This is a genomic window from Roseibium sp. AS2 (assembly GCF_038900065.1).
Taxonomy (GTDB): domain Bacteria; phylum Pseudomonadota; class Alphaproteobacteria; order Rhizobiales; family Stappiaceae; genus Roseibium.
Window position 1 is genome coordinate 36,067 of the sequence record NZ_JBBMQN010000003.1, and the last position, 14,524, is coordinate 50,590.

Below are 14,524 nucleotides of genomic sequence, written 5' to 3' on the forward strand. Positions count from 1 at the left end.
CCGATCGTCAAAGTGACCGTGCGGTCTCGTCCGCGCCCCGGACATGGCCTCCCTGCGACCGCGACCCCGCACTGGAATGAACGCCGTGTCGTGGCGATAATGCCCCATGACGCAATTACGCTATTTTGCCCCGCAATCAGCCGCGATACTGCCGACACGAAACGGCGGTCCGGCCCGCAAGGCACGGGTCGCCGGGAACAGCCTGTGTTTCCGCCGGCGGCCTCACGGATCGGCTACACCGGAGGAACGCGGCATCGGCACGCTGCTCCCGGCCCATTGAAAAGGAATGAGACATGTCAGCTTTTCCTGACAAGGCACAAATCGTCATCGTGGGTCTGGGCGGCATTGTCGGCGCCTCGGTGGCGCATCATCTCATCGAGCGCGGCTGGACCGACATCGTCGGCATCGACAAGTCGGGCATTCCGACCGACATCGGATCGACCGCCCACGCCTCCGACTTCTGCTACACCACCAGCCACGATTACCTGTCCGTCTGGACCACCCAGTATTCGATCGATTTCTTCGAAAGGATGGGCCACTACGCCCGTGTCGGCGGCCTGGAGGTCGCGCGCACCGGCGACGATGCCTGGATGGAAGAAATCAAGCGCAAGGTGACGTCCGGCAAGGCCTTCGGCACCAATGTGCGCCTGGTCTCCCCTGCCGAGATCAAGGAAAAATTCCCCCTGATCGAGGAGGACATGGTCCAGGGCGGCATGTGGGATCCGGACGCCGGCCTCGTCATTCCGCGCTCGCAGACCGTCGCAGGAAAACTGGTCGATGACGGTGAGAAGACCGGCAAGCTGAAGGCCTTTGCCAACACGCCGGCCCTGACGCTGATCGTCGAGGACGGCCATATCAAGGGCGTCAAGACCCACCGCGGCACGATCATGGCCGAACACGTCATCGTCTGCGCCGGCCTCTGGGGCCGCCTCATCGCCGACATGGTCGGAGAGGATCTCCCCGTGATGCCGGTCGACCACCCGCTCACTTTCTTCGGGCCCTACAATGAATTCGAGGGCACCGGCAAGGAGATCGGCTACCCGCTGCTGCGCGACCAGGGCAATTCCGCCTATATGCGCGACACCGGCGATCCGAAAACCGCCGAAGGCGGCCAGATCGAGTGGGGCTATTACGAGCCGGACCAGCCGCGCATGTGCCACCCGCGCGATCTTCTGGAAAAGGACCAGGCCCGCCTGTCGCCGTCCCAGCGCGACCTGGAAATGGAACAGGTCATCGAGCCGCTGGAACGCGCCATGGAACTGACGCCGATCCTGGGCGAGATCGGCTACAACGAAAGCCATTCCTTCAACGGCCTCTTGCAGGTTTCCGCGGCCGGCGGCCCGTCCTGCGGCGAAAGCCAGAAGGTGCGCGGCCTTTGGTACTGTGTTGCCATCTGGGTCAAGGACGGTCCCGGTTACGGCAAGCTGATCGCCGACTGGATCACCGACGGACGCACCGAAATCGACCACGCTTCCATCGACTACACCCGGTTCTACGGACACCAGCTCACCGAGGACTTCATCGAGAACCGCTGCACCGAGGCGGCCCAGAAGATCTATTTCCCGGCGATCCACCCGCGTGAGCCCTATGCCTCGAGCCGCGGCGTCAAGCGCTCGCCGTTTTACGAGCGCGAGGTCGAACTCGGCGGGTATTTCATGGAACTCGGCGGCTGGGAACGCGCCCATGGCTATGCCGCCAACGAGCACCTGCTTGAAAAATACGGCGACAAGGTCCCGGTGCGCGAAAACGAGTGGGACAGCCGTCATTTCTGGCGGGTCTCCAACGCCGAACAACTGGCGCTCAGCGAGGATTGCGGCCTCATCAACCTGTCGCATTTCTACATGTTCGACGTGGAGGGCCCCGATCACGTCGCGCTGCTGGAATGGCTGTGCGCGGCCAGGATCGGCGGCGACGCCAATATCGGCAAGGGCATCTACACCCATTTCCTCGACGACGAGGGCAATGTCCGCGCCGACCTGACCGTGTTCCGCATGGAAGATCGCTGCCGCATCGTCGACGGCGCCGATGCCGGCCCGCGCGACCTTCACTATGTCAGGCGCGTCGCCGAGGACAAGGGCTTCAACGTCACCGTGACCGATGTCAGCGAGACCTTTACCACCATCGGCATCTGGGGCCCCAATGCCCGCGACAATCTCAAGAAGGTCGTCGCCGATCCGGCGGCGCTGGAACCGGACAACTTCCCCTTCGCGGCCATCCGGCAGATCGAGATCGCCGGCAAACCCGTCTCCGCTCTCCGGCTGTCCTATGTCGGCGAACAGGGCTGGGAGCTGCACATGAAATACGAGGACGGCCTCGCCGTCTGGGATGCGTTGCGCGCACTCGGCATCATGGCCGTCGGTGTGGAGACATACGCCAACTCGCGCCGCCTGGAGAAATCCCTGCGCCTGCAGAACGCCGACCTTCTGACCCAGTACAATCTCTATGAGGCGGATCTCGCCCGGCCGAAAGTCAAGGAAGCCGATTTCCGGGGCAAGGAAAAACACCTGGAATACCGGTCCCGGGACAAGCAGCCGGCCATGTTGTGCACGCTGGTCATGAGCGAGAACACCGATGCGAGCGGCGTCAGGCGCTACCCGGTCGGTGCCCTGCCCGTGATGGACCCGGACACCGGCAAGACCCTGGTCGACAGTCTGGGCCGGATTTCCTACACCACTTCCGTGGCCTTCGGCCCGACCATCGGCAGCAACATCGCGCTGGCCTACCTGCCGCAAGACTACTGTCAGGTCGGCCGCAAGCTGAACGTGGAGTATTTTTCGGAAACCTACCCGGTCGAGGTCGCCGGCGTCGGCTACGCCCCGCTCTACGACCCGGAAAACCTCAAGCCCCGCTCCTGAGCGGGGTGACGGGGGCGGGCTGACGCGATCGCGGGAAAAGGCGCCCCCCATTCGCCTCGCCCTCACCTCCCCCCGGCGCCTTCCCCGACTTGATCGGGGACCCACACACTCGCAGAGCGGGCGGGAAAGGGCCGTGCGGCGCGTCAATGCACCTGTCCGGCTTTTGGCCGGGGCGGCGTGGTATGGATCCCCGATCAAGTCGGGGAAGGCCCGAGGGAGGAGAGGTGGCAGGAGATCTCCGGCTCCGTGTCTGAGTACCGGCCCCCGTGTCTGAGCGTATGGCTCTCTTACACCGCCGAGTGGGCATTGACCGCGATCATGTAGATCGAGGTCGTCCCGGCGATGAACAGACGGTTGCCGCGCGGGCCACCGAAACACAGGTTGGCGACGACTTCCGGCACCAGGATCTTGCCAAGCCGTGTGCCGTCGGCATGGAAACAGTGGATGCCGTCGGCAGCCGAACTCCACACGCGCCCTTCGCTGTCCACGCGCATGCCGTCGGGCAGTCCCTTGTCGATGGTGGCGAACACCCGGTCGCCGGTGATCCGGCCGGCATCATCCAGATCGAACGCGCGAATGACCGACGGCACGTCCGGATCGTGGCTGGAGCCGGATTCGGCCACATAGAGAATGCGCTCGTCCGGCGAGAATGCCAGCCCGTTCGGCTGAACGAAATCCGCGATCGTCGCCTCGACGGCGCCCGTTGACGGATCGATGCGGAAGACATTGTGCGTCTGTTGTTCCGGGTCCGCCTTGTAACCCTCGTAGTCGCTCAGGATGCCGTAGGTCGGATCGGTGAACCAGACCGCACCGGTCGATTGAACGACGACGTCGTTCGGTGAATTCAGCCGCTTTCCCTGATAGCTGTCGGCCAGCACCGTGACACTGCCGTCAATCTCGGTCCGCGTCACAGAGCGTGTGCCGTGCTGGCAGGTCACCAGCCGCCCCTGACGGTCGCGAATGTTGCCGTTGCTGTAGTTGCTGGGCTGGCGGTAGGTGCTGACATGACCGTCCAGGGTGAGCCGCATCATGCGGTTGGCCGGAATGTCCGAGAACAGCAGCACCTGCTGATCGGCAAACCAGACCGGACCTTCGGTCCATTCGAACCCCGTCGCGATCCGGTGCAGACCGGCATTTTTCTGGATCAGGGACCTGAAACGCGGGTCATCGATCTGGTAGCAGGAAAACATCTGGCTCATACGGCCCTTCCTTTGCCCGAAGCGGCTGCGACAATCGCAATGATGATGGTTCCGGTCATGATCAGGCGGACCCCTGCCCCAAGACCGTATGAATTGAGCATCGACACGACCAGGAACATGAGCAGGGCACCGCCCCAGATACCCGGCACGTTCGAGTTCCCGCCCGCGATGGAGCTGCCACCGATCACCACCACGGCAATCGAGATCAGCAGATACTCCGCGCCCATGTTCAGCGCGGCCCCGCCTGAAAAACTCGCCAGCAGATATCCCGTGAGAGACGCCAGCACGGCGCAGGAAATGTAGGTGACGGCCCTGACCGTCTCGACCGGAACGCCGCTCAGCCGTGCAGCGCGGGTATTCTGGCCGAAGGCGGAAAGCCACCGGCCCGCAAGCGAGCGCTCGAGGATAAGCCAGCCGAAAAGGGCGATGACAATGCCGATGACGGCAAGATTGGGAACGCCGGCGAATGACCCCGTGGTAAATTCCGCCAGCACTTCCGGCGGCTTGATCCGCAGTCCCCGGTTCCACCAGATCGCAAGCGACTGGTAGAGGAAGGACGCGGACAGGGTGGCTATGATCGGCGGGATCCGCAGCAGGCGGATCAGCAGGTAGTTGAAACAGCCGGCCCCCAGTCCCACCAGGAGCGCGATCCCCAGACCGGGCAACACGAGGCTCGATGCCCCGTCCATGAATTTCAATGCCAGGGTCCCGGCCAGGGTCATCGTCGCCGGGATCGACAGGTCGACATTGCCCGGGCCGAGGGTGATCACGAACATCTGGCCGATGCCGACGATCGCGGAAAACGACGCGAATGTGAGCGCCGCCGAGAGCAGCCCGCCACCGCCGCGACCGTCTGTCAGGTAAAGGGTCGCGGCGAAGGCAAGCGCGCTTGCGGCAAACGCCCAGAACCAGGGCCTGCGCGCCAGGGAGCCGATCATGTCAGCCATCCGATGAGCCATTGCCGGCCTCCTTCCATTTCCGCCCCTTGCGGGCGAACACCAGTCGCACGGCAAGCACCAGGATCAGGATTGCCCCCTGCGCGCCGATCTGCCAGTCGGGCGACAGGCGCATGAAGGACAGCAGACTGGCGGCAAGGGTCAGCGTCAGCGCGCCCAGGACGGCACCGACGGGGGAGACTTTCCCGCCTGTGAATTCGCCGCCCCCCAGAATGACGCCCGCGATCGAGAGCAGCGTGTAGCGCAGCGCGATGTTGGCGTCCGCGGACGTGGCCAGGCCGACAAGGCACATGCCCGACAGCACACCGAACAGGCCCGCCAGCGCGTAGGCGCCCGCCTTCAGTCTGACCACCGACCAGCCCGACCGGAACACCGCCTGCGCATTGCCGCCGACTGCCCGCAGCAACGTGCCGGTCGAGGACCGCATGATCAGCAAGTGCGTCAGCCCGGCGATCAGCACGCATGCCACCACTGCCATGGGCACCAGGGGAGGCTTCACCGTCATGACCGCGCGGATCCACTCGGGTGCGGCACCGCCCGGCGACGGCAGGATCAGCACCGCAAGACCGGCCCAGACGAAGGACATTCCGAGGGTGACGACAATGGCCGGCAGGTCACGAAGGTGGATCAGCGCCCCCAGAGCCGCATAGGCAAGGATCGACGCCAGCAGGATCAGCGCCCCGATCAGCGGCGCGTCATTGAGATAGGTCGCGGTCACGCAGGCCACAAAACTGACGAAGGCACCGATCGACAGGTCGATGTCGTTGACCATGATGATCATCATCTGGGCAATGGTCGCCAGAGCGATCGGCACTGCCAGGTTGAATAACAGGTTGAGACCGAAGTAGCTCATGGCTCGCGGTTGCAGATAGAACACCGCCGCCAGCAGCACCGCCAGGGACAGCACCGGCAGCAGGATCCTGAAACGTCCGTTCATCGGCCGGCCTCCAGGTTCTCGCCCGTTTCCGGCACTTCACCCGTTTCCTGCATTTCAAACGACGCGGAGAGGATGTTTTCCTCCGTGATCTCGGCCCCGGACAACTCGGCCGAGATCCGGCCGTTGCGAAACACGAACACCCGGTCGCACTGGCAGACTTCCTCGGTTTCCGTCGAATACCAGAGGAATGTGCGCGCCGCGGCCGCCTCGCGCCGGATCAGGTCGTAGGCTTCGCGTTTTGTCCCCACATCGACCCCGCGCATCGGATCGTCCATGACCACGATGGGGGCGGTGGAGGCAAGCGCGCGGGCGAACAGGGCCTTCTGCTGGTTGCCTCCGGAAAGGGACAGGATCGGATTGTCCATGCTGGCGGTTCTGATACCGATCCTGGACTTCCATTCGTTGCCGAGCGCCTGCTCGGCCGCCCCATCGACCAACCCGCGGCGGACCAGGCGCGGCAGGTGCGTCAGTGAGAGATTGCGCAGGATCGACCAGAGCGGAAGAACCCCGTCGCGGCCCCGGTCACCGGCCACGAAGGCGACTTCCGGCGCGCGGACCCGGCGTGTGCTTCCCGAGCGCGAAAAATAGAACCGTGCCAGCGCTTCCGCCTGACCGTGTCCGGCAAGTCCGGCCAGCCCGACGATCTCGCCCTTTCTGGCGGCAAGCCCTTCCGGGGTCCGCAGCACCTCTTCGCCGATCCGCTCCGTGTCGCGATCCCTGGACTGCTTTTGCGCGTCGTCGCCGACGACATGCCCCATCGCGTCGATCACCCCCTTCTGGGTGAAGTCCCCGGCCGGTCTGCTTGCAATGATCTTGCCGTCCTTCATCACGTCGATCCGTGTTGCCACGTCGAAGATCTCGTTGAGCATGTGCGAGATGAAGATGACGGCCCCGCCGCCGGCGCAGAAGGCGCGCACGTGATCCAGCAGCTGACGGGCGATCGAGGCATCGAGCGAGGAGGTCGGTTCATCGAGAATGACCAGCCGGGTCGCGTCGCTGCCGTCTGCGAAGGCGGAGGCGATCTCGACCATCTGCCGTTCCGCGATGGTGAGGTCACCGACGGTCATGCCCGGTTTGATCCTGTGTCCGGAAAAAATCGTGTCGAGGGACTGCAGGATGCGCGTGCCCGCGCGCTGCCGCCATCCGGATCCGGTCAGATCGCGATGCGGGATCCTCAGGTTCTCCAGAACGGTCAGGTTGGGACACAGGGAAAGTTCCTGGAACACGCTGCGAATGCCGCTGGCCCGGGCCGCCAGGCGGCCGGTTGCCGTACTGCCGTCAGGCATTGTGTATTCGATGCGGCCGGTTGTCGGCGTCAGCCCCCCGTTTATGACATTGACCGCAGTGGATTTTCCCGCCCCGTTGTGTCCGATCAGCCCGAGGCATTCGCCCGGGCTGATGGACAAGCTGACCCCGTCCAGGGCGCGAACGGCACCGAAGTGCACGCTCGCCCCGGACAAGGCAACCAGCGGGACATCCGGCTTTTGCTCACCGGCGCCGGTTGCTTGCTGCAAGATGGCGTCTCCCCTACTGCGCGGACGCGATGGCGGCCTGGGCATCTTCCAGACTGTATTCGACGTTCGCAACGGACCCTTCAGGGGTTGCCGCAAGGGTTTCGTCAAGCGTGTCCTGGGTCACCTTCAAATATGGAACCGTCAGATCCTTGGGCACATCGGCGCCGTCCAGGACCTGCTGGGCCACCCACATCGCAAGCGTGCTGACACCCGGCGCGATGGACAGGGACAGGGTCTCGTAGCCGTCGGCGTCACGTGCCTCGGCCCACCATTTCATCTCGTCCTGGCGGTTGCCCATCACGATGATCGGAACATCCCGGCCGGCGGCCTTGATGGCCTGCGCGGCACCGTAGCCGTCGCCGCCCTGGGTCACCACACCGGCGATTTCGGGAAGGCTGGGCAGAATGCCCGCGACCGCCTTTTGCGCGACATCCTGCGCCCAGTCGCCGTGAACCGAACCGACGATCTTGAATTTCGGAAATTCCTCGACGCCCTGAGCGATGCCCGCATGGATTTCATCGTCCACGAAAACGCCGGCCAGCCCGCGAATTTCCAGGAGATTGCCGCCGTCCGGCAGCCGTGACGACAGGTATTCCACCTGCTGGCGGCCCATTTCCTTGAAATCGACCGCGATGCGCCAGGCGCAGGGTTCGGTCACGATGCCGTCGAAGGAGACGACGACGATGCCGGCATCGCAAGCTTCCTTGACGGCACCGTTGATCGCCGTCGGCGACGCGGCGTTGACGACAATGGCGTCATAGCCCTGCAGGATCATGTTCTGGATCTGGGCGGCCTGCTCGGTCGCCTGGTTCTCTGACGTGGTGAAGGCGTCCGCCGCTGCGACAACGCCGTCCTCCACGGCCTTGTTACCGACTTTTTCCCAACTGGTGAGCATCGCCTGTCGCCAGGAATTTCCGGCATAATTGTTGGAAAGTGCAATCCGTTTGTCTGCGGTATCGGCAATCGAATGTCCCGGAAGGACAACCGCGGCGATTGCGGCAGCCCCCAGAAGCTTGGCTTTGATATTCATTTTTCCTCCCTGGCGCAGATTTGCGCCGTCCTTATGCGGAAACGGTTCTCCAGCCGCCTCCATCCATCAGATTGCTTGGTGAAAAGCAGCCGGTAAAGCCGCACACGCGCACCGCAGTTGCGGGTTCCCGCATCTGCGCTGCGTCTGCGCCCCATATAGATGCCTTGCCGTCGGCGCCGGGCTGCCGCAAACTGCAGGGCAATAACGGGAGGAGCTTGTTGTTGCCATGCGACAGGAAGCCGACTGCAAGGGGAAAGAGAGCGACCCCAATCCGCTCTTCTCCCTGCTGCGCATATCAAGACACCTGGCCGGGCAGGTCGAAATTCGCTCCGCCTTGCGTTCGGTCAAGGCGGAAATCGAGAACCTGTTGCCGATCGATCATCTGGATGTCTGCCTCGTGGATGAGGCCGTCACCTGGAACACGAGCTATGAAGTCGGCCTGAAAACCCGCTGGAGCCTGTCGCGGACACCGGTGGTCAATTCGCCGATCCGCAGCATTCTGCTGGGCGAGACCGACTACATGCTCACCGGCAACGCGATCGAGGATCCGCGCTACACCTATGAAGGGTCGCTGGCGCAGCCGATCATCAAGCACAAGCTGCGCAGCCGGGTGAATGTGGCCATGAAGGTGCTCGGGCGCACCATCGGGGCACTGAACTGCTCCTCGCGCACCCCGGGCATCTACGACATGGATACCGTGGAACGGGTCCACCAGATCGCCGACGTGCTGGCACCCTATTTCTATTCGCTCAAGTCCAACGAAAAGGCGAAGCAGGCGGCCGTGGTCCGGGCCGAGGCTCAGGCCAGGGAAGAAGGTTTGCGGCAGGGGGCGTTCGAGCTGACCCGGGTTCTGGAACAGGAACGCCAGCGCATCGGCATGGATCTGCACGACCAGACACTGGCTGACCTGACCCGCATCATGCGCGCGCTGGAAAAGGCGGACACCGAAGCCGACAAGGCGCGTGTGATCTCAAGCATCCGGGACTGCATCCAGGATCTGCGCGGCATCATCGACACCGCCGTTCCCAGCGTGCTGGACATGTTCGGCTTCGCCCACGCCCTCAGAATTCATCTCGAGCGCGCCGTGGAAGACGTCGAGGCGACCACCCTGCAGATCACCGATGACACGGACGGCCTGATCGACCGGCTGGATTCGAGCACACGGATTTCGCTGTTCCGGATCGCGCAGGAAGCGATCAACAACGCCGGTCGCCATGCGCGCGCCGATCGGATCGGCGTCACCCTGACAAGCGACGGCGGCGAACTCATCATGGTCATCGCCGACAATGGCGTGGGGCTATCGGCCAGCCGGGCCGGATCCCTGCCCCTCAAGGCGACCGGAGGCATTGCGCACATGCGGACGCGGGCACGGCTGGTGGCTGCCGAATTCACCATGTCCTGCGAATCCGGCACCCGGATTGTTGTCAGGCTGCCTCTGGATCCGCCTGCCATGCCGGAAGACATGACCGGCGCATCCACGGAGGAGATCGCATGAAGGTGCTTCTCGTCGAGGATGACCAGTTCCACGCCGAATTCATGAGCGACGCCCTGCGACAGGCCCTGCCGGAAGTCGACGAGATCCTCCATGCGGTCAACGGCGTCGAAGGCGAGGCCCTCGCGCGCCGGGAAGTCGTCTCCGCGATCGTGATGGACCTGCAGATGAAGGAGCGCAACGGCATCGACGCGGCGCGCACGATCTGGCGGGAGCGGCCGCAGACACGCATCCTGTTCTGGTCGAACTATTCCGACGAGGCCTACATGCGCGGCATCGCCCGGATCGTTCCCAACGAGGCGTCCTATGGCTATGTCCTGAAGACGGCGACCAGGGAGCGGCTCCAGCTCGCCCTGCGCGCGGTTCTTCTGGAATCCCAGATCGTCGTCGATCAGGAAATACACAGGGTCCAGCAGCGCAATGTCAGGACCCACGACACATTGACCGACAGCGAATACGCCGTGTTGCTGGATCTGGCGCTCGGTCTGTCCGACAAGATGATTTCCAGACGGCAAGGGCTTTCCCTTCGAACGGTCCAGAACCGGCTGCTGTCGCTCTACGACAAGCTCGGCGTGGACAGCATCGAGGCCGGCACCCGTGATTTTGCCATCAACAAGCGCACCCGCGCGATCACGCGCGCCCTGAACCTGAGGGCGATCAACGCGGAGAGCCTGGAAAGCGCCGAACGCGACCTGCAGAAATGGCTGAGCGAGGCCTAGGCGGTTTTCTGCTGCAAGTCGCCAGGACTTGCGGCAAGGCCGGTTGCTGCGCCATAGGTTATACAAATCGCAATTGAAAGGAAACCGTTTGACCGCGTTTGGAGATTGTTCGGCAAGGAGCACGTCGCAGAGCGATGTGGATCATCGGTCAAGACGTGCGAAACGGCAGAACAGTCTCCAAACGCGGCCTGCGGTGGCTTGTTCCGGCTCACCGGGCAGCGTTGCGCTGCTTGAACGGTCGACCAGACCGCCCTTCGCAAGGCGCCTCGTCGGCGAGCCGGGACAATGCCTTCAAACGGGTTCCTTTCAACTGCGCTTGGTATAAGACATGAACTGGACCGACTTTGCCGGCTGGGGCCGGCGCATCGCCGGCTGGGCCGCGGATTATCACCGCACCCTGCGCGACCGTCCCGTCCGCGCGCAGGTCGCGCCGGGCGAGATCCTCGATGCCCTGCCGGCGGCGGCGCCCGAGATCGCCGAGGAAATGGAGCGGATCTTCGCCGATTTCGAGAAGATCGTGCTGCCGGGCATGACCCACTGGCAACACCCGCGTTTCTTTGCCTATTTCCCGGCCAATGCCGCGCCGGTGTCGATGCTGGCGGAACAGCTCGTCTCCGCCATGGCCGCCCAATGCATGCTCTGGCAGACATCGCCGGCGGCGACCGAACTGGAAACGCGGATGATGGACTGGCTGCGCCAGGCCGTCGGCCTGCCCGAGAGCTTCACCGGCGTCATTCAGGACAGCGCCTCGAGCGCGACGCTGGCCGCCGTCCTGACCATGCGCGAGCGCGCGCTGAACTGGCAAGGCAACCAGGCAGGACTGTCGGGCCAGCCCCGGCTGCGGGTCTATTCCTCCAACGAGGTGCATACCTCGATCGACCGTGCGATCTGGATCTCCGGCATTGGCCAGGACAATCTGGTGCGCATTCCGGTAGAAGGGCCTCGCCGGGCCATGAACCCGGACGCCTTGCGCGCCGCCATCGAGGCGGATCTGGCTGCGGGCCACACACCCGCCGGCATCATTGCCTGCACCGGCGGGACCGGCGTCGGGGGCTCCGACGATGTCGCCGCCGTTGTCGCGGTCGCACGGGACCACGGCCTCTATGTGCATCTCGACGCCGCCTGGGCCGGGGCGGCCATGATCGTTCCGGAGTTCCGGGACCTCTGGTCCGGTGTGGACGGCGTCGATTCCATGGTGTTCAACCCGCACAAGTGGCTGGGCGCGCAGTTCGATTGCTCCGCCCATTTCGTCCGCGACCCGGAAGACCTGGTCCGCACGCTGGCGATCCGTCCGGAATTCCTCAAGACCCACGGCCATGACGGCGTGGTCAACTATTCGGAATGGTCGATCCCCCTGGGCCGCCGTTTCCGGGCACTCAAGTTGTGGTTCCTTTTACGTTACCACGGCCTGGAAGATCTGCGCGGGCGCATCCGCAACCATGTCGCCTGGTCGGTGACGCTTGCCGGGCGCCTGCGCGCGGAGCCGGATTTCGAGATCACGTCCGAGCCGGTTCTGTCGCTGTTCACTTTCCGACATGCGCCTGCCGGCGTGGACGATCTCGACACCTTGAACCAGACACTGGTCGACGCCATCAACGACGACGGCAGGATCTACCTGACCCAGACACTTCTGGAGGGCCGCAAGGTGATCCGCTTCCAGGTCGGCCAGTTCGACTGCACCGCCGCCGATGTCGACACCGCCTTCGACGTCATCACCGAAATTGCCCGCAGACCGCCGATCTGACCGGGCACGGGTGGCCACGGGCGGGCACGGGCGGACAGGCCCGCAGGCTGCGTCCCTGCCCCGGATGTACGGGCTCAGTCCCGAAACGCCGCGCGGATGGCTGCCGTCATCGTGCCGGCCAGGGTCTCGTCGGCATGCGCCGCCGTGGCAACGACAAGCCGGGAGACCGGCATTTCGGGAAAGCCCTGCCCGGCGCCCAGCACCCTCATGTGATCCGTGAGCGAAGACCGGCCCAGCAGGCCGACGGCGATACCCGCCTCCACGGCCGCCGTCACCCCGGCAACACTCTGGCTTGAAAACACGATCCGGTAAGGCTTGCTACGGCTTTCCAGGGCGGCAATCGCCGCATCGCGCCACCAGCAGGCCCGGTCGAACAGGGCAACCGGCACCGGATCGGCTGCCGCGAGATCCTGAAAACTGGACGTGACCCAGCAGGTCGGGTCTCCGTGGATCACCTCTTCCCGGGGGCCAGGCGTCTCGACTTCATGGACCGCCAGATCGAGCTGCCCGCGCGACAGCAGTGCGGGAAACTCCGTGCTCAGCGAACAGGTGACCTCCAGCTCCACCTGCGGATGGGACTGCGCGAACGCTCCCAGGATCTGCGCCAGTTTCGCCCGCCCGTGATCGTCCGGGATGCCGAGGCGCAGTTTGCCACGCAACCCGTCGGACGTGATATCGCGCAAGGCAACGTCCAGCCGCCCGGTCACGTCTCTTGCGACCGGCATCAGGCGCTGTCCGGCATCGGTCAGCGCCACACCGCGCCCGGTCCGCGCGAACACGGCCCGTCCCAGCACCTCCTCGAGCCGCATGATCTGAAGGCTGGTCGCCGACTGGGACCGGCCGATCCGGCGCGCGCCTTCGGTGATGCTGCCGGTGCCTGCAACCGCGAGAAAGGTTCTGAGAAGGTCGCTGTCGAGATCTTGCATCGGAAAATCATATATCTGATATTGAAGATATTCGTTTTATATATGACGCATCGCCACCTATCGTGCAAGCCGGACAAACCGGAGGCCGACATGGACGCACAACAGACAATTCCGAAGAACACCCGGCGCATGAGATGGGGCATTGCGGCGGCGGCAGGGCTCGCACTGAGCGGAGTGTCCGCCGGCCTGTGGCCACACTTCATGTCCGGCATGGCCATGTCGGTGATCCTGGGCCTGGGCGAGGTCGCCCCCATCGTCGTCTTCGGCATTGTCCTGACCGCATGGATCATCGCCAGCGGCGCGGACAGTCACGTTGCCGGCGCGTTCGAGACCCGGACCCCGGCCGCCATCGTCATCGCAGCGGCCATCGGTGCGCTCACGCCGGTATGCGGCGTCACCGTCCTGCCGCTGATGACCGGCCTGCTCGCCGCCGGCATTCCGCTTGCCCCGGTGATGGCATTCTGGCTGTCGTCCCCGGTCACCGATCCGGCCATGCTGGCGACCACGGCGGCAACCCTCGGTCTGGCCTTCGCGGTCGGCAAGACGCTGGCGGCCTTTGCCCTGGGCATCTATGGCGGAGCCGTAACGGCGGCACTCCCGCGCCTGGTAGGCAACCGCCCGATGCTGCGCGACAACGCCCTGGCAAGAAATCTGGCCGCCCGGCGTTGCGGATCCGACAGGTCCTTTGCCCCGCGCATCTGGCGGCACAAGGACAGGCGCCACCTGTTCGCCGGTCAGGCGGTTGCCACCACCCGCCTGATCCTGCTGTGCCTGATACCGGCCTTCGCCGCAGAATATGCTCTGAACGCAGCCGTCACGCCCGGATCGCTGGCGGCCTACGCGGGCGCGGACAAATGGTGGTCGATACCCGCTGCGGTTCTGGTGGGCGCGCCCGCCTATATAGACGGATACGCCGCGCTGCCGCTGACACGCGGCCTCATCGACAACGGCATGTCCCCCGGAGCCGCGATGGCTTTTCTGGTCTCAGGCGGCGTGGTCAGCATCTGGGGGGCGCTCGCGATCTTTCCCGTGCTCGCGCTGCGGCCGTTCCTGCTTTACCTGCTGCTGGCGGTCTCCGGGTCGCTTTTCGCCGGCTATGCCTTCGAATGGCTGTACCAGGGCGAATGGCTGTCCCCGGGGTGACCCGGGTAC

Annotated in this window: 11 protein-coding genes; 5 read left to right on the forward strand and 6 right to left on the reverse strand. The window is 64.6% G+C overall.

Features of this window, described 5'->3' with window-relative positions; all coding sequences use genetic code 11:
- The first annotated feature begins 293 nt into the window (after positions 1-293).
- Positions 294-2,855 (forward strand): FAD-dependent oxidoreductase, encoded by a 2,562-nt coding sequence (locus tag WNZ15_RS09135; RefSeq protein WP_342892659.1) that lies wholly within the window; start codon positions 294-296, stop codon positions 2,853-2,855.
- 287 nt (positions 2,856-3,142) lie between these two features.
- Here the strand turns inward: WNZ15_RS09135 and WNZ15_RS09140 are convergent, their stop codons facing one another.
- From WNZ15_RS09140 to WNZ15_RS09160, 5 genes are read right to left on the reverse strand one after another with little or no spacing between them, the layout of a single operon-like run.
- Entirely contained in the window at positions 3,143-4,054 is a 912-nt protein-coding gene (locus WNZ15_RS09140; protein ID WP_342892660.1) for an SMP-30/gluconolactonase/LRE family protein, read from the reverse strand.
- Positions 4,051-5,013, reverse strand: coding sequence for an ABC transporter permease (locus WNZ15_RS09145; RefSeq protein ID WP_342892661.1), 963 nt, complete (start codon positions 5,011-5,013; stop codon positions 4,051-4,053). Before WNZ15_RS09145 ends, WNZ15_RS09140 begins: the two co-directional genes overlap by 4 nt.
- The gene (locus tag WNZ15_RS09150) at positions 4,994-5,947 is read right to left on the reverse strand and encodes an ABC transporter permease (protein ID WP_342892662.1); all 954 of its coding nucleotides are present in this window, start codon (positions 5,945-5,947) and stop codon (positions 4,994-4,996) included. The genes WNZ15_RS09145 and WNZ15_RS09150 overlap by 20 nt, the downstream gene beginning before the upstream one ends.
- Positions 5,944-7,461: a sugar ABC transporter ATP-binding protein gene (locus WNZ15_RS09155; protein ID WP_342892663.1), complete on the reverse strand. Its 1,518-nt coding sequence runs from the start codon at positions 7,459-7,461 to the stop codon at positions 5,944-5,946. The genes WNZ15_RS09150 and WNZ15_RS09155 overlap by 4 nt, the downstream gene beginning before the upstream one ends.
- Positions 7,462-7,474: 13 nt before the next feature.
- Positions 7,475-8,491 carry an ABC transporter substrate-binding protein gene (locus tag WNZ15_RS09160; protein WP_342892664.1) on the reverse strand — a complete coding sequence of 339 codons (1,017 nt, stop codon included), beginning with the start codon at positions 8,489-8,491 and terminating at the stop codon, positions 7,475-7,477.
- Between the two features lie 226 nt (positions 8,492-8,717).
- Here WNZ15_RS09160 and WNZ15_RS09165 point away from each other — a divergent pair, with 226 nt between their 5' ends.
- The 3 genes from WNZ15_RS09165 (at position 8,718) to WNZ15_RS09175 (ending at position 12,446) form a co-directional block, all read left to right on the forward strand.
- Entirely contained in the window at positions 8,718-9,986 is a 1,269-nt protein-coding gene (locus tag WNZ15_RS09165; RefSeq protein WP_342892665.1) for a sensor histidine kinase, read from the forward strand.
- The gene (locus WNZ15_RS09170) at positions 9,983-10,702 is read left to right on the forward strand and encodes a response regulator transcription factor (protein ID WP_342892666.1); all 720 of its coding nucleotides are present in this window, start codon (positions 9,983-9,985) and stop codon (positions 10,700-10,702) included. Before WNZ15_RS09165 ends, WNZ15_RS09170 begins: the two co-directional genes overlap by 4 nt.
- 328 nt (positions 10,703-11,030) lie before the next feature.
- Positions 11,031-12,446 carry a pyridoxal-dependent decarboxylase gene (locus tag WNZ15_RS09175; RefSeq protein WP_342892667.1) on the forward strand — a complete coding sequence of 472 codons (1,416 nt, stop codon included), beginning with the start codon at positions 11,031-11,033 and terminating at the stop codon, positions 12,444-12,446.
- A gap of 74 nt (positions 12,447-12,520) precedes the next feature.
- Here the strand turns inward: WNZ15_RS09175 and WNZ15_RS09180 are convergent, their stop codons facing one another.
- A complete protein-coding gene (locus tag WNZ15_RS09180; RefSeq protein WP_342892668.1) occupies positions 12,521-13,372 on the reverse strand; it encodes a LysR substrate-binding domain-containing protein in 852 nt (283 codons plus the stop codon).
- A 90-nt stretch (positions 13,373-13,462) separates the two neighbouring features.
- Here WNZ15_RS09180 and WNZ15_RS09185 point away from each other — a divergent pair, with 90 nt between their 5' ends.
- On the forward strand, positions 13,463-14,515 hold the full coding sequence (locus tag WNZ15_RS09185) for a permease (protein WP_342892669.1): 1,053 nt from the start codon (positions 13,463-13,465) through the stop codon (positions 14,513-14,515).
- Positions 14,516-14,524 lie beyond the last annotated feature (9 nt).